The organism is Pseudomonadota bacterium, from assembly GCA_039196715.1.
Lineage (GTDB): Bacteria > Pseudomonadota > Gammaproteobacteria > CALCKW01 > CALCKW01 > CALCKW01.
Map to the genome: position 1 here is coordinate 1 of JBCCUP010000008.1, position 24681 is coordinate 24681.

The window sequence follows — 24681 nt, forward strand, 5'->3', positions numbered from 1 at the left end:
GCGGCTGGACGCGTTCGAGGGTGAGGGGTACACGCGCGTCCCGGTGACCGTCGAGACACCGGACGGGCGCACGCTCGGGGCCGAGGTGTACGCCTTGAACCGAGGCTGAGCGACGTGGCGCGCGGTGGCGCGAAAGCCAAATCGGGCCGCGCGGCGCCGGTGTTGCCGGTCTGCTGTGCGGTCAGCGCGGTGCTGGGCTCGGTGCACGCGTTTTCGGTGTTTCTGCCCGAATGGGAACAGCGGCTCGCTGCTGACCGCGCGGGCGTGAGCCTGGTCTACTCACTGGCCCTGGTCGCTCTCACCACGGCGGTGCTGCTCGGGTACCGCGCCTACCGACGGTGGTCGCCGGCGCGGCTGCTCGCGACCGTCGGGTGGGTCTCCGGCCTCGGACTCCTGATCGCCGCGCGAGCGGAGTCTCTCGCATCCCTGTACGTCGGCTACGGACTTGTTTTCGGTGCGGCCAATGGCCTTGGCTACGGGTACACGCTCCAACTCGCCGGGCAGGTGGCCGGGCGGCGCCGTGGGGTCGCCATGGCGACGGTGACAGCCTGTTACGCCGTCGGCGCAACCGTGTCGCCGCTCGCCTTCACACAGCTGATCACTGTCGGCGGCAATGCCGCCGCGTTGCAAGGGGCGGCTGTGGTCGTCGCTGGCGTGTCGCTGGTCGCCGCGGCGGTCTGTGCCCGCGCGGGTACCCGCTTCGTGTCTGAGTCCGCGTCGGCCGACACCGCACTGACCTCTGACGACGCTTGCGCGCGCACAGCACTCTGGGTGGCCTACGGCACCGCGGTGCTGGCGGGGTTGATGGTCATCGGGCACGCCTTTGCGCTTGCGCAATGGAAGGGCCTCGGCACCGCCGCAGCGGCCTGGGCGACCACCACGGTGGCGGCCGGCAACATGCTTGGCGGCTTTGCCGCCGGTCCGGTGTCGGATCGCGTGGCCAACCGCGACGTGCTGATCGGTTTGCCGTTGCTGACAGCGGGTGGCCTGGTGGCCCTCGCGGTGGCCTCGGCAGACGCCGTGTTTCTGTCCCTCGGCGTGCTCGGCTTCAGCTACGGCGCACTGATCGCCGTGTACCCGGTCGCAGTCAGCAACCGCTTCGGCACCGTCGCTGCGCCCCGCGTCTACGGTCAGGTGTTCACCGCCTGGGGCGTCGCGGGCCTCCTCGGCCCGTGGGCGAGCGGCTGGGTCTACGTGCAGACAGGCACCTACACCGTGGCGCTGAGCTTCGCGGTGGTGCTCAGTGGCGTGTCGGCCTGGGTGATCTGGCGGTTCCTGCCTCGACGCTAGGGCCCCAACAACAGGATGCCGGCTACCACCACACAGGCGAGGAACGCGGTTTCGGCGATGATGAACGCGAAGGCCATGCCGCCGACGCGCACGATCTGTTGCAGGCGGGTTTGCATGCCGACCGCCGAGATGGCCGTGAGCAGCAGCCAGTAGGACCACGAGGCGCTCGCATCGACCAGCCAGGCGGGCAGAAGTTGGAAAGACGCGAGCCCAGCCAGCACGACGAAGCCGACCACGAACGCCGGGAGCAGCGGCGGTCGTTCTGAACCAGCGGGCTGCTCGGCGAAGCGACGGATCAGGACGGCCGAGACGATGACCACCGGCGCCAGCAAGGCGACCCGCATGAGTTTCACCAGGGTTGCTGTTTCGCCGGTGCGCTCCGACAGCGAAAAACCGGCGCCGACAACCTGTGCGACGTCGTGGACGGTACCGCCGATGAACACACCGGCTGCACCGGTGTCCAGCGCCAGCCAGGTGGCGATGATCGGGTAGACAATCATCGCCACGGTGGACAGCACCGTAACGCCGACAACGGTGAACAACAAGCGTTCGTCGGACCGCTCGTCGCGCGGCAGGATCGCGCTGATCGCGAGTGCGGCCGACGCGCCGCAAATCGCCACCGAGCCAGACGTCAGCAAGGCAAAACGCCATTTGTGTCCGAACCAGGGTGCGGCGACCAAGCCGAATCCGATGGTCAACAGCACGGCACTCACTGTCAGCACGATGTACGCGGTGCCGAGCTCGCTGAACAACCCGAACGAGACGCGCGCGCCGAGCAGCGCGACGCCCAATCGCAAGACCGTGCGCGAGCTCAGCTTGATGCCGGGCACGGCCTTGCCGTCCTCGCTCAGAAAACTGACGGCGATCCCCAGCAACAGCGCGAGCAGCATCGCCGGGGCGCCGTAGTGGTCGGAGAGAAACTGGGCGGTCACGGCCACGGTGATGCACACCAGCACGCCGGGTGTGAGAGTTTGCAGATGGGCGTGCAGCGAGGCCAGTTTGCCTCGCACGCCGAGCGTGTGAATGTGCATGCGTTTCGCGGAGTGTTCAGATGGCGCCGGGCGGGGCAGCGGCCTCGCCGGTGGCAGGTTGGTCGCTACCCAATCCCGGGGCTTTGGGCGGTCAGAGGCCGCCGGAGGTCAGCGCTGTTGGGTCGAGGAGCTCGCGCAGTCTGTCGATCGGTATGTTCGTGTCCTCGGCTGCGACGTCGACGATCGGGCGCTGCTCGCGGTAGGCGCGCTTGGCGATTTCGGCCGCTTTTGCGTAGCCGATTTCGCGGTTCAACGCGGTCACGAGTATCGGGTTGCGCGAGAGTGACTCCGTGAGGTTGGCCTCGTTGACAGTGAATGTGGAGATCGCCTTGTCAGCGAGCAGTCGACACGCGTTTGTCATCAGTTCGATGCTGTCGAGCAGGCTCTCGGCGATCACGGGCAGCATCACGTTGAGTTCAAAGTTGCCCGCCTGCCCGCCAACCGTGATCGTCGTGTCATTGCCCATCACGCGCGCGGCCACCATGCACACCGCTTCGGGGACAACCGGGTTGACCTTGCCCGGCATGATCGAAGAGCCCGGTTGCAGCGCTTCGAGCTCGATTTCCCCGAGGCCCGCCAGCGGTCCGGAGTTCATCCAGCGCAAGTCGTTGCTGACTTTCATCAACGAAACGGCGGTGGCCTTCAACCCACCGGAGACCCGCACAGCGGTGTCCTGCGAGCCGATGTGGGTGAAAAAATTGGTGGCCGGGCGGAACGAGTATCCGAGTTCCTTGTTGAGACACGCGCAAAAGGTCAGTGGGAAGTCCGGGTGGACGTTGATACCCGTCCCGACAGCGGTGCCGCCCTGTGCCAGGTATTGCAGTTCGGAGAAATGGCCCTCGAGTGCTTTTGCATTGGCAGCGAGCTGGTCTGCCCAACTGTCCAGCGTCTGGCTCAAGCGCACCGGCATTGCGTCCATGAGGTGGGTGCGACCCGTTTTGACGTGGTGGTCGACCTCGCGTGCCTTGCTCCGCGTCGCCTCGACGAGGTGGTACAGCGCCGGCAACAGGCCGTCGGCGAGGGCCACGGCAGAGGCGACGTGAATCGCGGTCGGAATCACGTCATTGCTGCTCTGACTGCAATTGACATGGTCGTTCGCGTGAACAGACAGCCCGGAAAGGCGCGACGCCAGCGTGGCGATCACCTCGTTGGCGTTCATGTTCGAGCTCGTGCCTGAGCCCGTTTGAAACACATCCACGGGAAAGTGCTGCGACAGATCGGCATCGGCCTGCAGTGCGTCCACAGCGGCGTTGATCGCGTCACCTGTCTCGGCCGGCAACAGGGAGAGCGACACGTTGGCGCTTGCGGCCGCTTTTTTGATCTGCAACAAGGCACGGACGAAAGCCAACGGCATGCGGCGACCGCTGATGCCGAAGTTGTCCACTGCGCGTTGGGTTTGGGCGGCGTAGAGGGCGTCGCCCGGAACCGTGACTTCGCCCAGGCTGTCGCGTTCGATTCGTTTGCTCACGGTCGTCGTCCTACTGCTGTGGTGTGTTGAGTGACGGTTCGAAGTAGCCAATGGTTTGCCGTACCTCGTGCTCCAGTTGGGCGAGCGCGCGGCGATTGCACTCGCAAACCACCAGGCGGTCCAGCGCGGCCAGGGGGCGGTTGATGTTGTCGACGCAGCTTCGTCTCCAGGTGCGTGGGACCAGTTCGTCCGAAATGGTGTCGAGCAGCCGTATGACCTGTTGGTGGTGGCTGTTCAGCTGATTGATCAGTGGCTCGGTCGGCTTGGGCGAGGACAGAGCGAGCCAGGTCTGAATGAGTTCGGGCTGCTCTGGCAGGTCGCCAGACCGGACGACGCTTTCGAGCCAGGTTAGGAAGGTCACGGTCTGCCCCCATGGGTTCAGTTGATTGGCTGCGTCCGGTGCGGTGTCATGCCGGGTCGGAAGTCGGCCCGGCCGCCTTGGGCGGCCTGAACACCGGTGACGCCTTGCCAACCGAGTCGGCGTCCGACGGTGCCGGGCTACGGTTGTACCAGATGCCAATATTATATGAGAATAGTTCTCATTTAGACACACCGAATCGAGGAACGGCCCGCCTGCGCCAACGCAATCGAGCCAGAGCGGCCGGTTTCCGGGTGTGTGTCTCCAGCAGAGAGCCGCGTCGCGCCACGTGGGCGTGCAGTGTGGCGTGTGTCGGTCGTGCGGCGGGTCGGGGCTGCCGCGCGCGGGCAGGTTGCGTATCGCAGCGCCGCGTGACCCGGGAAACGCACCACGGTCAGCAGGCGGGCGGCTCCGAGTGGATGACGTGCAGCCAGGCGTCTCAGTGCCGTTTCGCCCGCCCGATCGGACGGTGCGGGACGTGCCTCATCCGAACCCAGCCTACCCGTTAAGTCTTTGATTAAAAGGTGAATCACGCGAACGGAACAGCGAAATGATGTGCGTACCTCAAAAAACGGTTGACGCTGTTTCGGGCGGGTGATTAGGCTTGATCTGCCGTATGCAGTTTTCTTCAAACCTAGGGAGGGTGATATGAAACATATAGCAACCGTCACGCTGAGCGCCGCGATGCTGGGCTCCTTGGCCATCCCAAGCACCGCCGCCGCGGACGATCTCACGCTCTGCTGGGCTGCCTGGGACCCCGCCAACGCACTGGTCGAGCTGTCCAAGGAATTCGAGTCGCAATCCGGGCACTCGATGAACTTCGAATTCGTGCCGTGGCCGAACTTCGCTGACCGCATGCTCAACGAGCTCAACTCCGGCGGCAAGCTCTGCGACCTGCTCATTGGCGACAGCCAGTGGATCGGTGGCGGCGCCGAGAACGGCCACTACGTGAAGCTGAACGATTTCTTCGACAGCGAAGGCATCAGCATGGACGACTTCGCCCCTGCGACCGTCTACGCCTACTCGACCTGGCCGAAGGGCACGCCGAACTACTACGCTCTGCCCGCGATGGGCGACGCCAACGGCTGGTTCTACCGCAAGGACTGGTTCGAGCGTGATGACATCCGGGCCGCGTTCAAGGAGGCCACCGGTCGAGAGCTGGGCGAGCCGGCGTCGCAGAAGGAGCTGCTCGAGATCGCGCAATTCTTCCAGGGCCGCGAAATCGACGGCAAGACCGTCTACGGCGCGTCGATTTTCACCGAGCGCGGTTCCGAGGGCATCACCATGGGCGTGACCTCGGCGCTGTACCCCTGGGGTTTCGAGTACGAGAACACCCCGGGCAGCTACGACATGGAAGGCGCGGTCAATTCGGCCGAAGCGGTTGAAGCGCTTGAGTTCTACAAGGAGTTCTACAAGACTGCCACCCCGCCGGGTTACACCAACTCGTACATGGGCGAGTCGCTCGACGCGTTCAAGTCTGGTCAGGTGGCCATGGCGATGAACTGGTTTGCCTTCTTCCCCGGCCTCTATGCCGACCCCAACACCGGCGGTGACAAGATCGATTTCTTCGTCAACCCGCCGCAGAACGTGGCGGGCTCGACACTGGGCGGGCAGGGCATTTCGGTGGTGAGCTACTCCGACAAGCAGGACGCGGCACTCGAGTACATCAAGTGGTTTGCCGACCCGGCTGTGCAGGCGAAGTGGTGGGAACTCGGCGGCTACTCGGCGCACAACTCGGTGCTGAACGACCCCGGCTTCCCCGCTAGCGCACCGTTCGCCGGTGACTTCCTCGACGCCATGGGCGCGGTCAAGGACTTCTGGCAGGAGCCGGCCTACGCCGAACTGCTGTTGGCCATGCAGAAGCGCATTCACGACTACGTGGTGGCTGATCAGGGCACGGCCCAGGAAGCCCTCGACAAGTTGATCGAAGACTGGACCGAAGTCTTCGAGGACGAAGGCAAGCTCTGACCGAGCGCGTGTTGCCCGCCCCGATTCCCGGCGGGGCGGGCAACACAGGCCACCCTGGCCATGGCACGACCCGCGTCGCGACTCGCGCGACGCCTCCCGGCGGCGCTTGCCGCACTCGACCCCCAACATTTGGTGAGCTGGACCGGCTCGGTTCAGCCCTGGTTGTCTGATCATGATTAACAGTTCGGTAGACCGCGCCGCGAAGGCGACGCCTCCCCCGTTTGCGCGGCGCGTGCGCGGACTCTCGGACCGCGCGATTGCCTGGATCTTCGTTGCACCGACGATCTTCCTGCTGTTGGCGATCAACATCTTCCCGCTGATCTGGACGATCCAGCTCAGCTTCACCAACTACAAAGCCAACCGCATCGGCCGCGAGATAAAGGACGTGGGCTTGCGCAACTACGAGCGCATCCTCACCGACACCGACATCTGGCTGAACATGCAGGCGACGGCCCACTTCCTGTTCTGGACCATCTTTTTTCAAGTCCTGATCGGTTTTACGCTCGCGTGGTTGATCAATCGGAAGTTCAAGGGCAACGACCTCTGGACCACGATCATCGTGTTGCCGATGATGCTGTCGCCCGCGGTGGTCGGCAATTTCTGGAAGTTCCTCTACCAGCCGCAGATCGGGCTGTTCAACTACATCGTGACCTTCTTCACCGGTGGCGATGCCTCGAGTTTCGAGATGCTCGGCTCGGTGAACCTGGCGCCCTGGTCGATCGTCATCGTCGACACCTGGATGTGGACGCCGTTCGTGATGCTGATCTGCCTCGCCGGGTTGCGTTCGATACCGGATTACATCTACGAGGCAGCCGAGATCGACCGCGCGTCCAAACTCCGGCAGTTCTTCACCATCACCATCCCGATGGTGTTGCCCTTCCTGATGCTCGCGGTGCTGTTCCGCGGCATCGAGAACTTCAAGATGTTCGACCTGGTCGTGCAACTCACCGGGGGAGGGCCGGGTTCGATCACCGAGTTGACGTCGATCAACCTCAAGCGTGAGGCCTTCGAGAAGTGGCGAACCGGCTACGCCAGTGCGTACGCGATCATTCTGTTTGTCACGGTGTTCGGGCTCGCCTCGATCTACGTCAAGGCGTTGAACAAGGTGAAAGAGCGATGAGCGGCTTCTCCGTCACAGAACCCACGCCGCGGTCGAAACGCATCGCAGCCACCCTCGTGGTGCTCTACGCGCTGATCACGATGATCCCGCTCCTGTGGATTTTCATGACCGGCTTCAAGTCACCGTCGGATGCGATTGCGTACCCGCCGAAGGTGGTGTTCGACCCCACCCTCGAGGGCTACGTCAACCTCTTCACCACGCGCACCCGGCAAACCCAGGAGTACCTCGACGCCAACCCGCCTGAAACCTGGTACGAGGAGATCGTGCGCCAGTACGACATGACCGTCGTCGGTCCCTCGAAATTCGGCGAGCGTTTCTTCAACTCGATCATCATCGGGTTCGGCTCGACGTTCCTCAGTGTGTTCCTTGGCACCCTGGCGGCCTACGCGTTCAGCCGTTTCCGCATTACCTTCGCCGATGACCTGCTGTTCTTCATCCTCTCGACGCGGATGATGCCGCCGGTGGCGGTCGCGATACCGATCTTCCTGATGTACCGGCAACTCGGGTTGAGCGACACCCACCTCGGCATGATCCTCCTCTACACCGGCGTGAACATCTCGCTCGCGGTCTGGCTGCTCAAGGGCTTCATCGACGAGATCCCGCGCGAGTACGAGGAGGCCGCGCTGATCGACGGCTACACGCGCTTCCAGGCGTTTTACAAGGTGGTTCTACCGCAGGCAGCGACCGGCATTGCCTCCACCGCGATCTTCTGCCTGATCTTCGCGTGGAATGAATACGCCTTCGCGGTGCTGTTGACGTCCGCCACTGCGCAGACCGCGCCACCGTTCATTCCGACGATTATCGGCGTCGGCGGCCTCGACTGGCCGGCGGTCGCGGCAGGCGCGACGATCTTCCTGCTGCCGGTCATGATCTTCACGATTCTGCTGCGCAAGCACCTGCTGCGCGGCATCACCTTCGGGGCGGTGCGCAAATGAAGCGGTTTTTCAGAGATCTGTTGCGGTTTCGGCGCGGCCCCTGGGAACTGGTTGCGTCCGTGCTCATCGGCCTGGGTGTCGTCATGCTGATGCAGCCCTTTTTCATGTGGGCTTTCACCTGGTCCTTCATTGTCACGCTGACGGGAACGGTGATGTTCATCGTCGTCAGCCACTTTCCGGCGTAACTGTCCAATGAAAAAACGTAGCGAGGACGGTCAAGTGCAAGGAACGAGTAGCCGATACGGCGCACCGTCAGAGGACGAGACTTATCGCGTAGACAGGCTCGTTCCGAGCAACCGGTACGCCGGAGCGGAAGTGACGCGGCAATTGGCCGCCGCAGTCGTTTTTTTCGGGCAGTGAGAGATGGCTGAGATCATTGTCAAGAACGTTCGCAAGCAATTCGACGACTTCGTCGCCGTGAAGGAGAGTTCCTTCACTGTTGACGACGGCGACTTCTTCATGCTGCTCGGGCCGTCGGGCTGCGGCAAGACCACGACGCTTCGTATGATTGCAGGCCTGGAACTTCCGACCGCTGGCCAGATCTTCCTCGACGGCGAGGAGATCGCGCAGAAGCCGCCGTCGCAGCGCGACATCGCGTTCGTGTTCCAGATGTTCGCGCTGTACCCGCACATGAACGTGCGCAAGAACATCTCCTACCCACTGGTCTCGCAGGGTATGGCGCGGGCCGATGTGCGGCGCAAAGTCGCCGAGGTGGCGGCTATCCTCGGCATCGAGGACATCCTCGATTCCCCCGTCGGCGGGCTCTCGGGCGGCGACCGACAGCGTGTGGCTCTCGGTCGTGCGATCGTGCGCGAGCCCAAGGCCTTCATGATGGACGAGCCACTCGGCGCCCTGGACGCGGAGTTTCGCGAACACATGGCGCAGGAGCTGCGGGCGCTGCACGACAGCATGGGTGCAACCACGGTGTACGTGACCCACGATCAGCTCGAAGCCATGCAGATGGGCGACAAGATCGTCGTGATGAACAACGCGGTGGTCGAGCAGTTCGGCACGCCACGCGAAGTCTACGACACGCCCGCCACGTTGTTCGTCGCAAACTTCATCGGCTCGCCGTCGATGAACCTCCTGCCATTCAACGGTAACGTCTCGACCGGTGATACCGAAGTGGCGCTGGCCGGCAGCACCCTGTCGGTACCGGAGGTGCGCGAGGCCGCGGCGGGTGAGCTGGTGCTCGGGGTGCGCCCGGAGCAGGTGCAGCTCACCGATTCGGGCGCTCTGCGCGGTGAGGTGATCACCACCGAATACCTCGGCACCACGCAGATCGTCACGGTGTCCACCGCACACGGGGAGCTCAAGGCGCGGGTCGGTTCAGACCGCGCTGTGCAGGTGGGAGACACCACCGGGCTCGCGATCAACGCGGAGACCGTGACGCTCTTCGACCAGGCATCGGGTCGAGCGTTGCGCTCGGCACTCAACGAGGACGTGTTAAGCCGTGGCTGAAGTCAATTTACAAGGCGTGACCAAACGCTTCGGTGCCCAGCGCGGGGTCGAGGATGTCGACTTGCTTGTCGAGGACGGGTCCTTTGTCGTGTTGCTCGGCCCAACCGGCGCGGGCAAGACCACCACGCTGCGGTTGGTCGCGGGCCTCGAGAAGGCCGACGCGGGCACCGTCTCGATTGGCGGGCGAGAGGTCAACAGCGAGACGCCGGCCCAGCGCGACGTGGCCATGGTGTTTCAGCAGTACTCCCTCTACCCGCACATGTCGGTGCGCGACAACCTCGCCTTTCCGCTGCGCTCGCCGATCATGAACCTCGCTGAGGACGCGATCGCGCGCAAGGTGCAGGACATCGCCGAGGTGCTGCACATCTCGCACAAGCTCGACAACCGCGCCACCGCGCTTTCGGGCGGTGAGATGCAGCGCGTCTCGATCGGGCGCGCGCTGGTGCGCGACCCGTCGATCTACCTCATGGACGAACCGCTCAGCTCACTCGACGCCAAGTTGCGCGCCGAGTTGCGGGTCGAGCTCAAGCGCATCCACGCCGAGATGGCCGCGACACTGCTCTATGTCACCCACGATCAGATCGAGGCGATGACCATGGCGAGCCAGATCGGCGTGCTCGATGAAGGTCGGCTCGTGCAGTTTGGCACGCCGCGAGACATCTACGAAAACCCGCACACCGCGTACGTGGCGGCGCGGCTCGGTCAGCCGCGCATCAACCTGCTGCCGGCGGACCTGTTTGGTGCTGGCGCACCGGCGACAGCCTCGCAGATCGGGCTGCGCCCGGAGCATATCGTGCTGGGCAGCGGGCAGGCTGCGACGGTCGTCCGGGTCGAACACCTGGGTGACCAGACCCGCCTGCACCTGAAACTGGCCGAGCACGACATCGTGACGCTGGTCGACGCCGGCACCGCAGCCTCACCCGGCGACACCCTGCAGGTGTCCGCGTCCAACCCCCTGTACTTTGACGCGCACGGCGCGCGCGTCGCGACAGCATAGGAGACAAGCAACCATGGCGCACTTTACCGACAACAAGGAAGATCTGGTCAAACAAGCCATCGACGGTGTCGTGGCGTGTTCGGGTGGCAGCCTCGCGCGGCTGGACGGCTACCCGCACATCAAGGTGGTGTACCGCAACGACTGGGACGCAAGCCGGGTCGCGCTGATCTCCGGTGGTGGCTCCGGGCACGAGCCGGCACACGCGGGCTTCGTCGGCCCGGGCATGTTGACCGCGGCGGTCTGCGGTGAAGTGTTCGCGTCGCCCTCGGTCGAGGCGGTGCTCGCCGGCATCCTCGCCGTCACTGGCGAGTCGGGCTGCTTGCTGATTGTCAAGAACTACACGGGCGATCGTCTGAACTTCGGCCTTGCCGCGGAGCGCGCGCGGGCGCTCGGTCGTAAAGTCGAGATGGTGGTGGTCGACGACGACATCGCGCTGCCGGAGTTGCCGCAGCCACGGGGCGTCGCGGGCACCTTGTTTGTGCACAAGGTTGCCGGTGCACTCGCCGAAGCCGGCAAGGACCTCAGCGAAGTCGCACAAGCGGCTCGCTCGGTGATCGCGCGCGTCGCGTCGATCGGCATGAGCCTCGACACCTGCACGGTGCCGGGCTCGCCGAAGGAAGACCGCATTGCGCCTGGCAAGGCGGAGCTCGGGCTTGGCATACACGGTGAGCCCGGTGTCGAGCAGGTGGATTTCTCGACCGCCTCGGCCGCCATGGGCATGGTCGTCGACAAGCTCAAGGCGGCGGCCGGCGGCGAGCCGAAGGTCTGCCTGCTGAACAACCTCGGCTCGACCACGCCGCTCGAGATGGCCGTGCTCGCGCAGGCGCTGACCGCCTCCGGTATGGCCTCGCACATCATCGGACCGGCGCCGATGATGACCTCGCTCGACATGCATGGGTTCTCGGTGTCGGTGCTCGACGCGTCCGAGGCGGAACGCGAGGCGCTGGTCGCTCCGGTGACGCTCGCCGCCTGGCCCGGCATGCACACGGTGACTGACCCGGTCGTCGCGCCACTGCCTGACGGCTTGACCCCGATCGAACCGATCCCGTCCAGCAACGCACGCACCCGCGCCATCCTCGAAAGCGTGTCGGACCTCCTGATCGGTGCCGAGGGCAAGCTCAACGAACTCGACGCCAAATCCGGCGACGGCGACACCGGCAGCACGCTGGCCACCGCCGCCCGTGCGCTGAAGGACAGCCTGGACCGGATGCCGCTGGCTGACCTCACGCAGCTCTTCCCGGCGCTTGGCAACGAACTCAGCCAGACCATGGGCGGCTCGTCCGGTGTGATCCTCGCGATCTACTTCAACGCTGCGGGCGACGCCTGCGCGGGCGGTGCGCCGGTTGAACAGGCGCTGGTCGAAGGCCTCGAGCGTGTCAGTCAGGTGGGCGGCGCAACCGTCGGCGACCGCACCATGATCGACGCCCTGTCGCCGGCACTCGCCGCGCTTTCCGACGGCATTGTGGCGGCAGCAGCGGCGGCGCGCACCGGCGCCGACAGCACGGCAGGTATCCACCGGGCGAAGGCGGGCCGGGCAGCCTACGTGCCGGAGGAAAACCTCAAGGGCCACAACGACCCGGGCGCTGAAGCAGTGGCCATTCTGTTCGAAGGTCTGGCTGCCGAGATGGGCGCCTGACACACCCGTGGACAAGTCGCGCCCACAGGACCTGACCAAGCCCACCGTGAACGACATAGCGCGGGTGGCGGGGGTCAGTCTTGCGACGGTTGACCGGGTGCTCAACGGCCGCCGCGGCGTGCGCACGCTGACCATTGAAAAGGTCAACAAGGCCATCGATGAGCTCGGCTACGTGCGCGACACTGCCGCGGCAAACCTCGCGCGGCAGAAGACCTACCGCTTTGTCTTCGTGTTGCCGAACTGGAAGGGGCAGTTTCTCGCAAGCCTGGAGAAGGGTATCGCCGAGACCGTGGTCAGTGCGCGACACGACCGCACCGAGATCCGCACCATCCGCGTGCCGAACCACGACCACACGGTCCTGGCACGCACCCTGGCCGAGCTCGACGAGAGCGAGATCGACGGCCTCGCGATCATGGCAAAGGAAACGCCGCTGGTGCGCGACGCGATCGCGAATCTGCGCCGCCGTGGCGTGCCGGTGGTGTCACTGGTGTCCGATCAACCCAACTCGGACCGCGACCACTTTGTCGGCATCGACAACGTTGCTGCCGGGCGCACGGCCGGCACCTTGCTCGGGCGGTTCACCGGCGGCCAGCACGGCAAGGTGATAGTCGTGATCACCACCAAACAATCGCGCGACATGATCGAGCGGCGGCTCGGTTTCGACGAGGTGGTCAGTGCGCAGTACCCGCACCTCGCGCCGCTGCCGAGTCTCGAGGGTCAGGACGAGCCGGCGCACACCGAGAGGGTCACACGCCGCGCGCTCGAGCAGAACCCGGACACCATCGGCATCTACTCGGTGGGCGCGAGCGTGCAGGGCATCGCGCGCGCGATCGCGGCGTCGGGTCTGCCGCGGCGGCCGGTGCTGATCGACCACGAGTTGACGGAAAACTCCGCCGCATTGTTGCGCGACGGCACGATCGACGCCGTCATCACCCAGAACCCCGGTCACCTGGCCCGCAGCGCCTTGCGCGTGTTGCGGGCCAAGTGCGACCACACCCCCGTCATCAAATCGCAGGAAACCATCCGGATCGACATCGTCATCCGGGAGAACCTGCCCTCCATGGACTGACTCAGGAGACGCTGTCGTGAAAACCATCAAAGGACCCGCGCTGTTTCTGGCGCAATTCGCGGGCGATGACGCGCCCTTCAACTCGTGGGACGCGATCACCAAGTGGGCGGCCGATTGTGGCTACAAAGGTGTGCAGGTGCCCTCGTGGGACGGGCGCCTGTTCGATCTCGCAACCGCCGCCGAGAGCAAAGACTACTGCGACACCTTCAAGGGGCAGGCGGCTGAGAACGGCATCGAAGTGACCGAACTCTCGACCCACCTGCAAGGGCAGCTCGTCGCCGTGCACCCGGCCTACGACACCGCCTTCGACGGCTTCGCCGACCCGTCGGTCCACGGCGACCCGAAAGCGCGACAGGCCTGGGCGGTCGATCAGGTCATGAAGGCGATTTCAGCCTCAGCCAACCTTGGCATAAAAGACCACGTGAGCTTCTCGGGCGCGCTGGCCTGGCCCTACGTCTACCCGTGGCCGCAACGCCCGGCCGGCCTGGTGGAAACCGCGTTTGATGAACTTGCGAAACGCTGGCGCCCGATCCTCGACCACGCCGACGCCAACGACGTGAACATCTGCTACGAGATCCACCCGGGCGAAGACCTGCACGACGGCGTCACCTTCGAGATGTTCCTCGAGCGTGTCGACAACCACGCGCGCTGCAATATGCTCTACGACCCGAGCCACTACGTGCTGCAGTGCCTCGACTACCTCGACAACATCGACATCTACAAGGATCGCATCAAGATGTTTCACGTCAAGGACGCCGAGTTCAACCCGACCGGCCGTCAAGGCGTGTACTCGGGCTACCAGCCCTGGGTGGACCGGGCCGGGCGCTTCCGCAGCCTCGGCGACGGCCAGGTGGATTTCGCTGCGGTGTTCTCGAAGATGGCGGCCAACGACTTCGACGGCTGGGCGGTGGTCGAGTGGGAGTGCTGCCTCAAGCACCCCGAGGACGGCGCGCGTGTGGGGGCGGCGTTTGTCAGCGACCACATCATCCGCGTGACGGAACGGGCCTTCGATGATTTCGCCGACGGCGGCGCGGACGACGCGGCCAACCGCGCCATGCTGGGGATCGACTGATGGCGCGCATCAAACTGGGTATGGTCGGCGGCGGCAACGACGCCTTTATCGGTGCGGTGCACCGCATCGCAGCGCGGATCGACGACAAGTACGAGCTGGTGGCCGGTGCGCTGAGTTCCACGCCGGAAAAGTCGCGGGTGAGCGGCGAGGCGCTTGGCCTCGAGCGGGTCTACGACGACTTTCAGCAGATGGCCGAGGCCGAGGCAGCGCGCGACGACGGCGTCGAAGCCGTGTCGATTGTCACGCCGAACCACGTGCATTGCGCAGCGGCCGTTGCGTTTCTGGAGAAGGGCATTCACGTCATCTGCGACAAGCCGCTCACCTCGACCCTTGACGACGCGCACACGCTGGTTGCAGCGGCCGAAGCCTCCGACGCGCTCTTCGTGCTCACGCACAACTACACCGGCTACCCGATGGTGCGGCACGCGCGCGAGATGGTCGTGAACGGCGACATTGGCGCGATCCGCGTGGTGCAAGTCGAGTACCCGCAGGACTGGCTGACCGTCGAGCAGGACTTCAAGCAGGCGCTCTGGCGCACCGACCCGAACCAGTCGGGCGCCGGCGGTTCGACCGGCGATATCGGCACCCACGCGTTCAACCTCGCCTGTTTCATCACCGGGCTCGAGGTCGAATCGCTCGCGGCCGACATCCAGGCCTTCGTGCCCGGGCGCCGCGTGGACGATAACGCCCACGTGCTGCTTCGCTTCAACGGCGGTGCCCGCGGCATGCTGTGGTCGAGCCAGGTGGCACCGGGCAACGAGAACGCCTTGCGCATCCGCGTGTACGGCGAAACTGGCGGGCTCGAGTGGGCGCAGGAAGACCCGAATTACCTGCACTACACGCCCTTTGGTGAACCCAAGCGGCTGATCACGCGCAACGGCGCGGGTGCCGGCGATGCCGCGGCGCGCGTGAGCCGCGTACCACCTGGCCACCCGGAGGGTTACCTCGAGGGCTTTGCCAACCTCTACACCGAGGCGGCATCGGCCATCGAGGCGGCGCGATCTGGTGGGGCGCTCGCGAGCGATGTGGTCTTCCCGACGGTGCAGGACGGCTTGCGCGGCGTGCAGTTCGTCGCCGCCTGCGTCGCGTCCTCATCGCAAAACGCGGCGTGGGTGTCACTGGATCGGTGAACCGCGCCGGGCGGCGAGGGCCGGTGCTTCAGATCAACCGTTGCCGGCGTCGGGCCTGTATCAGCAGGCCCAACCCGGCAACACGCACAGGAGGTGTGGGTTGATGAAATTTGGCATGAACCTGTTGCTGTGGACAGGCGAATTGAGCGATGCGCTGCTGCCCGTGTTGGCGTCCTTGAAACGCATGGGGTATGACGGCGTTGAAGTGCCGCTGTTCAACCACGAGATCGACTATGCCAGCTGGGCGCGGCGTTTCGACGATATTGGCTTGGCACGTACTGCGGTCACGGTGCGCAACGCAGAAGACAACCCCATCAGTGCCGACACGCGAATCCGCCAGGCCGGTATCGACGCCAACAAGCGCGCGGTGGATTGCTGTGCGGCGGTTGGGGCGACGCATTTGGTTGGGCCGTTCCATTCGGCGCTGGGCGCCTTTTCCGGCGCGGGACCTTCCGATGCCGAGCTGGCTCGCGGCATCGAATCGATGCGAGCAGTGTCAGAGCATGCGGAGTCCGTGGGTGTCACGCTGTGCGTGGAAGCCCTGAATCGATTCGAGTGTTACCTGCTGAACTCACACGATGAGGCAAGACGGTTCGTCAACGCGGTCGATCACCCGAATTGCGCGATCATGTACGACACCTTCCACGCCAATATCGAAGAGAAAAGCACGGCAGATGCCATTCGCCGCAACGCGGACGTCATTCGCCACGTGCACATCTCGGAGAATGACTGGAGCACACCGGGACAGGGCAGTGTGCGCTGGACAGAGACCTTCGACGCCTTGCACGACGTCGGCTACGACGGCTGGTTGATGATCGAAGCCTTCGGGTTGGCGCTACCTGAATTGGCCGCTGCCACGAAGATCTGGCGGCGGATGTACGACAGCGAAGAACAGCTGGCGCGCGACGGCTTGGCATTCATGCAGTCCGAATACAACCGCCGTTGGACGTGATCGCGGCGCGACGACCCGGCAACCACAGAATCCGTTTCGCGCAGTCGCAGTGCGACAACCACAGTGGCTCGTTCGGCATCCGAGGCGCCGCTTCGCGCCTGTGAACACGCCACGGTCTCGTGGGAGCCGTGTCCTGGCGCAGCCAGACGCGGCGAAAACGGCGAACACGAAGCTCGCAGTCACTGCCGTGTTTCAGTCGGTCTGTGACAACCCGAATGGCTCGTTCGGCATCCAAGGCGCCGCTTTGCACTCACGGGTGAGATGTCGAGGCCTGCGAACATGCCACGGTCTCGTGGGAGCCGCATCCTGGCGAAGCCAGACGCGGCGAAAAGATCCGCGCTGGACTCAGTCGTCTTGGTTTTCGGAGTGCCCGTCACTTGCGTGGAAACCGTGCCGGCGAATCCACAGCAGTAACATCATCAACACAAGTATCGACGTGATCATCAGCGCGGCCGTCCACCGCGTGAGGCTGAAGCCGACCAGCGGCAACACAGCGCTCGCCACGATCGATCCGATGATCTGGCCGCTCGAACCGAGGAACGACGCGGCAAATCCTGCGATGCGCCCGTGCGGCGTCATCGCGAGCGCGTTGCTGTTGACCTGCACGGTGAGGAAGCCGACCGCGAACAGCACGATCAGACCTGAGATCACGTAGGCATCTGCGAGGCCTGCCGCGCTGACGCCCCACATGCTCGCGAGCACCAGCGCCATCCAACAGGCTGCCCACAGTGCTGTGCCGACACTGCCGAATCGGCTGATCGAGCGGTGGTTGAGTACCTGGCCGATGATGATGCCGATCGCGTGCAACGCAAACAGGATGGCGAACAGTGCGCCAGTGACGCCGAAATTTTCGGCGTAAACCACCGGGCTACCCGCCAACACGAAGACGATGATCACGTAACTCAGCACGCCCATCGCCATGAAATAGCGCGACTGCGGGTGGCCCACGATTGCCTTCGCGTCACGCAACAGCACGCGCGGCTTCAATGCGTTCAGTCGCTGGGTTGTGAGGGTCTCGGGCAGGCGCGTGACCAACACCACGAGCAAGCCGGCCGAGAGCAGCACCATGCAACCGAAGATCATGCGCCAACTGCCGCCGAGCGCCACCAATGACACGCCGAGCAACGGGCCGACGATCGGGCCGATCGAGAACACCGCGACGGAAATCGCGAACTGCCGCGCAAGCTCGTCGCCGGTGAAGCGGTCGCGCAACATCGCGCGGCCGACCGCCGGCCCGACGCCCGAGCCGAAGCCCTGTATCACGCGGCCGAGCAGCATCGTGTCGAGTGTGCTGGCGAAGTAGCACACCAGCGCTCCGATCAGGTTCAGGCTCAAGCCCACGGCCAACACCGGGCGCCGACCGTAGCGGTCCGACAGGGGACCGAAGATGAGTTGGCCGATGCCGATGGCGAAGAGGAACACCGTGATGGTCTGGGGCAGGGCGTCGACACCGGTGCCGAGCTCCGCCGCCATCGCAACGAACATCGGCAGCGTGCTGTCCACCGCGAACGCGCCAAGCGCCGTGATCAGGCCGGCGTAAATCACCAGGCCCCGGTTGCCGAGTTCCTTGCGCGCCGTGGCCGGCGGGGTGTGTTGCATAGTGCCCTGGTCGGGGCCAGCCGGCCCGGTGTGGCGCGTGCGTACCCGGCACGCGCGATCGGTTGACGAAACCGGTCTTCGCCCACAGAGTGACGGTGTGCCGGCGACACGGCACTGTCACACCGTCCAGAGACAACCAGACCGGAAACCGATGAAGAACAGACTCGTGATGGTTCGCCACCACCACAACGCGTTGGAGCTCGACGACGTCGCGTGCCGCGTGCTGCGGGCCCGCGGATTCGAGCTCGAGCACGTCCACCCGCATGCCGGCGATCCGCTGGGTGTGCCTGCGGACGACGTTGCCGGCACCATTGTCTACGGCGGCGGCCAGAATGTCACGGAGTTGGAGCGCTTCCCCTACCTGCGCGACGAGATGCAGTGGATGCTCGATTGCCAGTCGTCCGGCATCCCGGTGCTGGGGATCTGCCTCGGCGCGCAACTGCTCGCGGCGGCGCACGGGGCCGATGTCATGCGGCCCGCAGACGGTCTCTGCGAGTTCGGCTATTACCCGGTCTTCCCCGTGGACGACAGCGGATTCGTGCCGGCGGAGGGCCTGCACGTGACCGAGGCGCATTTCGAGGCCTTCGAACTGCCGGCGGGCGCGGTGCACCTGGCGCGCAGCGAGGCCTTCCCGAATCAGGCGTTTCGGGTCGGCGACAATGTCTACGGCTTGCAATTTCACCCGGAAGTGAACACCGAAGTGTTCCGCGATTGGCAGGCGGACTATTGGACGCCGCATTTCTACGCGTCGCCCGGCAGCCAGAGCGAAACCGAATCACTCGACTTGCACTACCGCCACACCGAGGCCCAGGGCGCCTGGTTCGAGGCGCTGTTGCTCAACCTGTTCGGCACGGCGCCGGCCGCCGCCTGACTTCAAGGACGCAACACGCACAGCACGCCACAGCTCATGTGGGAGCCCGGTCGTCGCGCAGTGACACCGGGGGCCCGCCTAGGGCAAAACGCTGGCTTTAATGTCTTTCGTCGCGTCTCCCCGCGCCTGACGGCCCAGGAAGGACGCAACTCCCACGGCTTGCCACAGGCTTCGTGGGAGCCCGGTCGTCGCGAAGCGACACCGGGCGAAGGGGTTAGGCAGCACGCTAAAGCACTTAGCAGTCAGCGTTTCGTCGCGTCTCGCACAGCGAGGACGCAACTCCCACAGAGGGCTCTGTGTCTTGCTCGCGCCTGATGGCACAGCGCGGACACGGCTCTCACAGGTTGCTACTGAATCTGTGGGAGCGCGGTCGTCGCGCAGGGACACCGGGCGAAAGCGGTGGCGGAGAGTTCAAAAGAAGCGCTTGCACCATGCGCCGCGTCTCGCTGTTGCTCGCGCCAGTGTTCGCAGTGTTCAACCGTCTTTTTCGGTTTCCGGCGTTCCGGATTGGCGGGCTGATACCACTGAGAGCACGGCTGTGACCAGCAACAACGCCCAGGCCACCATCAAGGTGACGCCGCCCACCGGGGTGAGGATCAGCAAGCCTTCGAGCGCAAAGGTCACGGAAATGTAAATGCTGCCACTGAAGAGCACGGTGCCGAGCACGAACAGACCGGCGCTCCAGTTGAACGCGGGAATGCGCGACAGCGGGCCGCCCGCGTGGGCGGCGAGCCCGAGGGCCAATGTCACCACCGCGTAGACCTGGTTGTAGCGCACTGCGGTCATGAGGAACCGAAAGTTCTCCTCGCCGACCGGTTCGCGCAGGGCGTGTTCCGCGTACGCGCCGAACGCCACCGACACAAAACCCAGCACACAGGCTGCGACCAGAATCATGGGTGCCACCTAACGTCAGCTGTGATCACGGAGTTGGGCAGGTCTGTGAATCCTGAGGCGGCGAATTGGCTGCTTTGGTTTTCGGTGGTCATCGTGGGGAATTGAACGCTCGTCTGGCTGGCTCGTAGGGCGACATTGGCTGGCAGCGCTTGGTCTCAGTGCGGGTTGCGAAGTTCCGCTGTGCAGACGGGTTTTGCTCGCGGTATCCGTGTGCACTCGCTTCGTCGTTGGATAGGCCTGACGTCACCTTGCGCGGGGACGCCGCTCAAACGGCGTGCCACTGCACCTGTGGGAGCGCGGTCGTCGCGCAGTGACACCCGGGGGCCCGCCCAGGGCGAAGAACTGTGCCTGTGACTCTCGTCGCGTCTCGCTTCGCGAGGACGCAACTTGTATGGTCGATTCCGCAGGTGATACAGAGAAAAACCTGTCGGGGTGGAGGGGCTGACTGACGCGCTTCTGATCCGTTACCGGATACAGACTGTGGGAGTGTATCTCCCGCCCCGTCTCGCTAACGCCAATGTGGAATCTAACGGCCAGAGCAAACCTGGACCGCCGATTAAGTGCAAGCTTGCGTCAACGAGCCCCCCGACAGGCACCCTAAACCTATCGGAGGACGCCGCTGTGCACAAGTCAGCAACAGATCTGTTTATCGGGGTTGATGTGGCCAAACACGAGGTCGTTGTGGCGCGTTCCGATCAGTCAACGGTGCAACGCGTTGGCAACGAACTCGCAGCACTTCAGGCTTGGATAGCTGACTTACCTGGACCGTGTGCTGTGCTGATGGAGTCGACCGGGCGATACCACCAGCTGCTCGCTGAGGCACTGCACGCGGCCGGGCACCGGGTGTACCTCGTCAACGGTCTCAAGCTCAGCCAGTACCGCAAGAGCGTCGGCCAACGTGCGAAGACCGATCCGAGTGACGCGAGGTTGTTGCTGCGCTACCTCCAGCACGAACACGCCGCGCTGACGCCGTGGCGGCCCACACCCGAAAACATCAGTGCCATCAGGACCTTGCTGAAGCGTCGCAGCGAGGTGATCAAGCACACAGTGGCCCTGAGACAGTCATTCAGCGACGTGCCGCAGATCGACACCGCAGAGGTCATCGCCTCGCTCAAGGCGACAGTGGCCAAGCTGGACCGGTTGATCAACGGCCTGATCGAGCACCAGGACATCAAAGACGAAGCGCGGCGTTGCCGACAGATCACCGGCGTGGGGCCCCTCACCAGCGCTGCACTGACAGCAACCTACTACGCTGGCAACTTCACGCGGGTCGATGCGTTTATCGCGTTCATTGGACTGGATCTGATCGCGAACGACTCGGGGCGCAAGACAGGGCGGCGGCGCTTGAGCAAGAAGGGGGACTCGGAGGTCAGGCGTCTGTTGCACAACGCAGCGATGTCGGCGTGTCGTGTCGGCAAGTGGAAACAGTACTACGAGCGTTACCTGGCCCGTGGCTTCGAGCGCACCCAGGCCTTGGTGATCCTGGCGAGGAAGATCGCCAGGGTCGCGTTCAGCCTGCTGAAAACGGGCAGAGACTACGACGAGGCACTGTTGTTCGGCTCAGCGTAGAAAACACACAGAAAACGCTTGCTACGCACCATAGAATCTCCCACAGCGGTGACCCGCCAGCCTCGGACTTTGTGGGAGTTCGGCCGTCCCGTTGGGACGCCGGACGAATGTCGGTGCCACACAGCCGAATCTCGCGCCGCCGCTTCGCCGCGTGTCACGGTGTGACGACGCGGCTCCCACGACTGTCCCTGCCTGCTTCGATCTGTGTGGGAGCTTGGCCGTTCCGCTGGCCTGCCGCGATTGGATGTGCCTCGCGGTTGACCCTTGCACCGGCGTCCCCCATCGCGAGCGGCTGTGGCATGCTCACGGTCTGTTTGGCTCTACGTGACCTGCATGCACATCGAACCGTTTGGCGTTGAAATCTGGATGAACGCGTGGGAGACGCGGTGCGACTGGAACCTCGCAGAGACCTGCGTCGACAGCCTGACCGTCGCCTCGCTGCTCGAGATCTGCGGTCAGCGCGAGCGCGACCTCGACACACTGCTGCCCCTGCGCCTCTCCTACGGCGACATCACCGGCTCGCCACGCCTGCGCGCCGCGATCGCGGCCTTGTACAAGACCGCGACCGAGGACAACGTCATGGTCGCGCACGGCACGATCGGCGCGAACATGCTGGTGCACAGGACTGTCGTCAACCCGGGCGACCACGTGGTCTGCGTGGTGCCGACCTACCAGCAACACTACTCGATTCCCGCCAGCCTCGGCGCTGAGGTCGAGACGCTGGCGCTGCGCGAAGCGGACGACTGGCTGCCCGACCTCGACGCCCTGCGCCGACTGGTGCGGCCGAGCACGCAGCTGATCGCACTGACGAACCCGAACAACCCCACGGGTGCGCTCATGTCCGAGGCGGGTCTGACCGAGATCGCCGCGATCGCGCGCTCGGTCGGTGCGTGGGTGCTGTGCGACGAGGTGTACCGTGGCACCGAGCAACCCGGCGTCGCCCGCTGTCCGTCGATCGTTGACGTCTACGAGCGGGGCATCAGCACGGCGAGCGTCTCGAAGGCCTTTTCGCTTGCCGGCCTCCGGCTCGGGTGGGTCATCGCACCGCGCGACCTGCTCGAGGCCGTCTCCGTCCACCGCGACTACGACACGATTTCCGTCGGCATGCTGGACGACCACTTTGCCGCGCTCGCGCTCGAGCACAGCGACGCCATCCTGGCACGCAGCCAACGCATCGTGACCGAAAACCTCGCGGCCCTTTCGGACTGGATGCGCGAGCGGAACACGCTGAGCTGGGTCGTCCCACGGGCCGGCACCACGGCGCTGCTGAAATACCCGCAGGACACGCCGTCCGAAGCCCTGTGCGTCGACATACTTTCAAAGACCGGTGTGATGCTGACACCCGGCAGTGCCCTCAACATGGAGGGCTACCTGCGCATCGGGTACGCCAACCACGGCGACGTGCTGCGTGCCGGCCTGGCGCGACTCGACGCGGTGTTCGGTCGCTGACCCTCTACTCGGCCGCACCCGGGTGACGACGCAGCACCCCTGCCCTGTCCAGCGTTGCCCGTTCGCCGCTGCAATCACGGCAGTCGCTGTCGTCGCGCAGCGTCGCTGTGCTGTTCGAACCGCAGCGAGAGGCGCGCTGTGCGCACGTCGCCGGTGGCCCGCGCCAACGACACACCGAGCGCGACGCCCGGTGCGACGAACACGTGAAGGCCGGCACTCACCTCGACGCCGTCGTCGGCAGCGTGCGAGGCCTGGGCGCTCACGGCTCCGTTGAACTCCACCGCCCCCCCAAACACCTTGGCACGCAAGCCGCCGTCGAAGTTGGCTTGCAGGTCATCGCCGTCGAGCTGCACCCCGAGCAACGCGTAGCTGCTGCGCGAGAGCGTGTAGTCGTGCGTGAGCCCACCGGCCAGACTGTAGCGTTCTGTGGCGGGCCCCGAGCGCAGGCCCAGACGGTAGATCAAGTCGCCATCAAGCTGCCCGTGCAACACCAGTTCGTGCGCGTAGCGTGGCTGCGACAGCCGGTCGTCGAGCTGCACACGGCGGTAATCGAGGTAGTCGTAGCGGATCGCGCTGGCCGCGCCGATCGACGGCAGCGCGGCGCACACGAGCACGAGCATCGCGCGCGCGATCATGCCTGTGTCCTTGGGGTGCGTGTCCGCATCGCGCCGCGTCCGGCTCCGTTGGAGGTGGCAGGGCCCTGCCGCGGCACAGGGTGTGCCGCAGCGGTTTTTTGCCCTAGCGGCCGGTAGCGGGCGAACTGCACCCCACCCGACTTACCAGCTCAACACCACCTTGCCTGATCGCCCAGAGCGCATCGCGTCGAAGGCCTCGGCGAAGTCGGTGGCGGCGTAGCGGTGGGTGATCACCCGGCTGACGTCCAGGCCGTTCTGCAGCATGGCAATCATCTTGTACCAGGTCTCGAACATCTCGCGGCCGTAGACACCTTTGATGGTGATGGCCTTGAACACGATGCGGCTCCAGTCAACCGGCGACTGGCCCGGCGGGATGCCGAGCATCGCGATCTTGCCGCCCATGACGAGCGACTCGACCATCGCGTCAAGCGCCGCCTGGCTGCCGGACATCTCGAGGCCGACGTCGAAGCCCTCGGCGAGGCCAAGCCGAGCACAGACATCGGGCAACACCTCTCGACTGACATCGACCGTGTGCACCGAGGGCACCACGTGCTCAGCGAGCGCGAGACGGTCGGGGTTGAGGTCGGTGATGACCACATGGCGCGCGCCGGCGTACCGCGCCACCGCAGCTGCCATGATGCCGATCGGCCCCGCACCGGTGATCAGTACGTCCTCGCCGAGCAGGTCAAAACTCAACGCGGTGTGGACGGCGTTGCCGAGCGGGTCGAGGATCGCACCGATCTCGTCGGGGATGTCGTCGGGCAGCGGCACCACGTTGAATGCCGGCATGCAGAGGTACTGGGCAAAGGCACCTTGTACGTCGACACCGATCCCGCGCGTGCCCGGGTCGAGGTGGAACTTGCCGGCGCGCGCCTGGCGGCTGTCCCGGCCGATCAGGTGTCCTTCGCCCGAGCAGCGCTGGCCGACGCGCAGGCCCGTCACCGCGGCGCCACATTCGACGATTTCGCCGGCAAACTCGTGCCCGGTGATCAGCGGCACCGGCACGGTGTGCGCGGCCCAGTCGTCCCAGTTCCAGATGTGGATGTCGGTGCCGCAGATGCCGGTCGCGTTGACCTTGATCAGCACATCGTGCGGGCCGATGTCGGGCAGTGGTGCCTGGACTTGCCACAAGCCGGGTGCGGCGTGCGTCTTTTCGAGTGCGAGCATGCTGTTGCGG

23 protein-coding genes are annotated in these 24681 nt (G+C 65.0%); 16 read left to right on the plus strand and 7 right to left on the minus strand.

Annotation, left to right across the window (positions count from 1 at the left end; all coding sequences use genetic code 11):
• Positions 1-4: 4 nt before the first annotated feature.
• Together AAGA11_04945 and AAGA11_04950 are read left to right on the plus strand one after the other, a co-directional pair.
• Positions 5-109 carry a hypothetical protein gene (locus tag AAGA11_04945; protein ID MEM9602186.1) on the plus strand — a complete coding sequence of 35 codons (105 nt, stop codon included), beginning with the start codon at positions 5-7 and terminating at the stop codon, positions 107-109.
• A gap of 5 nt (positions 110-114) precedes the next feature.
• Positions 115-1290 carry an MFS transporter gene (locus AAGA11_04950; protein MEM9602187.1) on the plus strand — a complete coding sequence of 392 codons (1176 nt, stop codon included), beginning with the start codon at positions 115-117 and terminating at the stop codon, positions 1288-1290.
• Here the strand turns inward: AAGA11_04950 and AAGA11_04955 are convergent.
• The 3 genes from AAGA11_04955 to AAGA11_04965 form a co-directional block, all read right to left on the minus strand.
• Positions 1287-2321, minus strand: coding sequence for a putative sulfate exporter family transporter (locus AAGA11_04955; protein ID MEM9602188.1), 1035 nt, complete (start codon positions 2319-2321; stop codon positions 1287-1289). The two genes, AAGA11_04950 and AAGA11_04955, sit on opposite strands and share 4 nt — an antisense overlap.
• 91 nt (positions 2322-2412) lie before the next feature.
• Complete coding sequence (locus tag AAGA11_04960; protein ID MEM9602189.1) at positions 2413-3789, minus strand: class II fumarate hydratase; 1377 nt, start codon at positions 3787-3789, stop codon at positions 2413-2415.
• A 10-nt stretch (positions 3790-3799) separates the two neighbouring features.
• A complete protein-coding gene (locus tag AAGA11_04965; protein ID MEM9602190.1) occupies positions 3800-4150 on the minus strand; it encodes a hypothetical protein in 351 nt (116 codons plus the stop codon).
• 645 nt (positions 4151-4795) lie between these two features.
• Here AAGA11_04965 and AAGA11_04970 point away from each other — a divergent pair.
• The 11 genes from AAGA11_04970 to AAGA11_05020 all read left to right on the plus strand — a co-directional run bounded on the left by AAGA11_04970 (position 4796) and on the right by AAGA11_05020 (position 16487).
• Complete coding sequence (locus AAGA11_04970; protein MEM9602191.1) at positions 4796-6115, plus strand: extracellular solute-binding protein; 1320 nt, start codon at positions 4796-4798, stop codon at positions 6113-6115.
• Between the two features lie 172 nt (positions 6116-6287).
• A complete protein-coding gene (locus AAGA11_04975; GenBank protein MEM9602192.1) occupies positions 6288-7235 on the plus strand; it encodes a sugar ABC transporter permease in 948 nt (315 codons plus the stop codon).
• Positions 7232-8170 (plus strand): carbohydrate ABC transporter permease, encoded by a 939-nt coding sequence (locus AAGA11_04980; protein MEM9602193.1) that lies wholly within the window; start codon positions 7232-7234, stop codon positions 8168-8170. Before AAGA11_04975 ends, AAGA11_04980 begins: the two co-directional genes overlap by 4 nt.
• Positions 8167-8355, plus strand: a complete 189-nt coding sequence (locus AAGA11_04985; protein ID MEM9602194.1) for a hypothetical protein — start codon at positions 8167-8169, stop codon at positions 8353-8355. The genes AAGA11_04980 and AAGA11_04985 overlap by 4 nt, the downstream gene beginning before the upstream one ends.
• 178 nt (positions 8356-8533) lie before the next feature.
• Positions 8534-9631 (plus strand): ABC transporter ATP-binding protein, encoded by a 1098-nt coding sequence (locus tag AAGA11_04990; GenBank protein ID MEM9602195.1) that lies wholly within the window; start codon positions 8534-8536, stop codon positions 9629-9631.
• A complete protein-coding gene (locus tag AAGA11_04995) occupies positions 9624-10628 on the plus strand; it encodes an ABC transporter ATP-binding protein (protein MEM9602196.1) in 1005 nt (334 codons plus the stop codon). Before AAGA11_04990 ends, AAGA11_04995 begins: the two co-directional genes overlap by 8 nt.
• Positions 10629-10641: 13 nt before the next feature.
• The gene (locus AAGA11_05000) at positions 10642-12264 is read left to right on the plus strand and encodes a dihydroxyacetone kinase subunit DhaK (protein ID MEM9602197.1); all 1623 of its coding nucleotides are present in this window, start codon (positions 10642-10644) and stop codon (positions 12262-12264) included.
• A gap of 7 nt (positions 12265-12271) precedes the next feature.
• Positions 12272-13333: a LacI family DNA-binding transcriptional regulator gene (locus AAGA11_05005; protein ID MEM9602198.1), complete on the plus strand. Its 1062-nt coding sequence runs from the start codon at positions 12272-12274 to the stop codon at positions 13331-13333.
• A 16-nt stretch (positions 13334-13349) separates the two neighbouring features.
• Positions 13350-14405 carry a sugar phosphate isomerase/epimerase gene (locus tag AAGA11_05010; protein MEM9602199.1) on the plus strand — a complete coding sequence of 352 codons (1056 nt, stop codon included), beginning with the start codon at positions 13350-13352 and terminating at the stop codon, positions 14403-14405.
• Entirely contained in the window at positions 14405-15535 is a 1131-nt protein-coding gene (locus AAGA11_05015; GenBank protein MEM9602200.1) for a Gfo/Idh/MocA family oxidoreductase, read from the plus strand. Before AAGA11_05010 ends, AAGA11_05015 begins: the two co-directional genes overlap by 1 nt.
• Positions 15536-15638: 103 nt before the next feature.
• Positions 15639-16487 carry a sugar phosphate isomerase/epimerase gene (locus AAGA11_05020; protein ID MEM9602201.1) on the plus strand — a complete coding sequence of 283 codons (849 nt, stop codon included), beginning with the start codon at positions 15639-15641 and terminating at the stop codon, positions 16485-16487.
• A gap of 345 nt (positions 16488-16832) precedes the next feature.
• Here AAGA11_05020 and AAGA11_05025 read toward each other — a convergent pair whose 3' ends face one another.
• Complete coding sequence (locus AAGA11_05025; GenBank protein ID MEM9602202.1) at positions 16833-18086, minus strand: MFS transporter; 1254 nt, start codon at positions 18084-18086, stop codon at positions 16833-16835.
• Between the two features lie 151 nt (positions 18087-18237).
• Between AAGA11_05025 and AAGA11_05030 the strand changes: the two genes are divergently transcribed.
• On the plus strand, positions 18238-18957 hold the full coding sequence (locus tag AAGA11_05030; GenBank protein ID MEM9602203.1) for a gamma-glutamyl-gamma-aminobutyrate hydrolase family protein: 720 nt from the start codon (positions 18238-18240) through the stop codon (positions 18955-18957).
• 474 nt (positions 18958-19431) lie between these two features.
• Here AAGA11_05030 and AAGA11_05035 read toward each other — a convergent pair whose 3' ends face one another.
• The gene (locus AAGA11_05035; GenBank protein ID MEM9602204.1) at positions 19432-19851 is read right to left on the minus strand and encodes a DUF423 domain-containing protein; all 420 of its coding nucleotides are present in this window, start codon (positions 19849-19851) and stop codon (positions 19432-19434) included.
• A 660-nt stretch (positions 19852-20511) separates the two neighbouring features.
• On the opposite strand from AAGA11_05035, the gene AAGA11_05040 reads away from it, so the two are divergent.
• Positions 20512-21420: a transposase gene (locus AAGA11_05040; protein MEM9602205.1), complete on the plus strand. Its 909-nt coding sequence runs from the start codon at positions 20512-20514 to the stop codon at positions 21418-21420.
• Positions 21421-21753: 333 nt separating this feature from the next.
• Positions 21754-22869 carry an aminotransferase gene (locus AAGA11_05045; GenBank protein ID MEM9602206.1) on the plus strand — a complete coding sequence of 372 codons (1116 nt, stop codon included), beginning with the start codon at positions 21754-21756 and terminating at the stop codon, positions 22867-22869.
• A 74-nt stretch (positions 22870-22943) separates the two neighbouring features.
• Here the strand turns inward: AAGA11_05045 and AAGA11_05050 are convergent, their stop codons facing one another.
• Positions 22944-23504 carry a hypothetical protein gene (locus tag AAGA11_05050; protein MEM9602207.1) on the minus strand — a complete coding sequence of 187 codons (561 nt, stop codon included), beginning with the start codon at positions 23502-23504 and terminating at the stop codon, positions 22944-22946.
• A 141-nt stretch (positions 23505-23645) separates the two neighbouring features.
• A complete protein-coding gene (gene tdh / locus AAGA11_05055; protein ID MEM9602208.1) occupies positions 23646-24671 on the minus strand; it encodes an L-threonine 3-dehydrogenase in 1026 nt (341 codons plus the stop codon).
• Positions 24672-24681 lie beyond the last annotated feature (10 nt).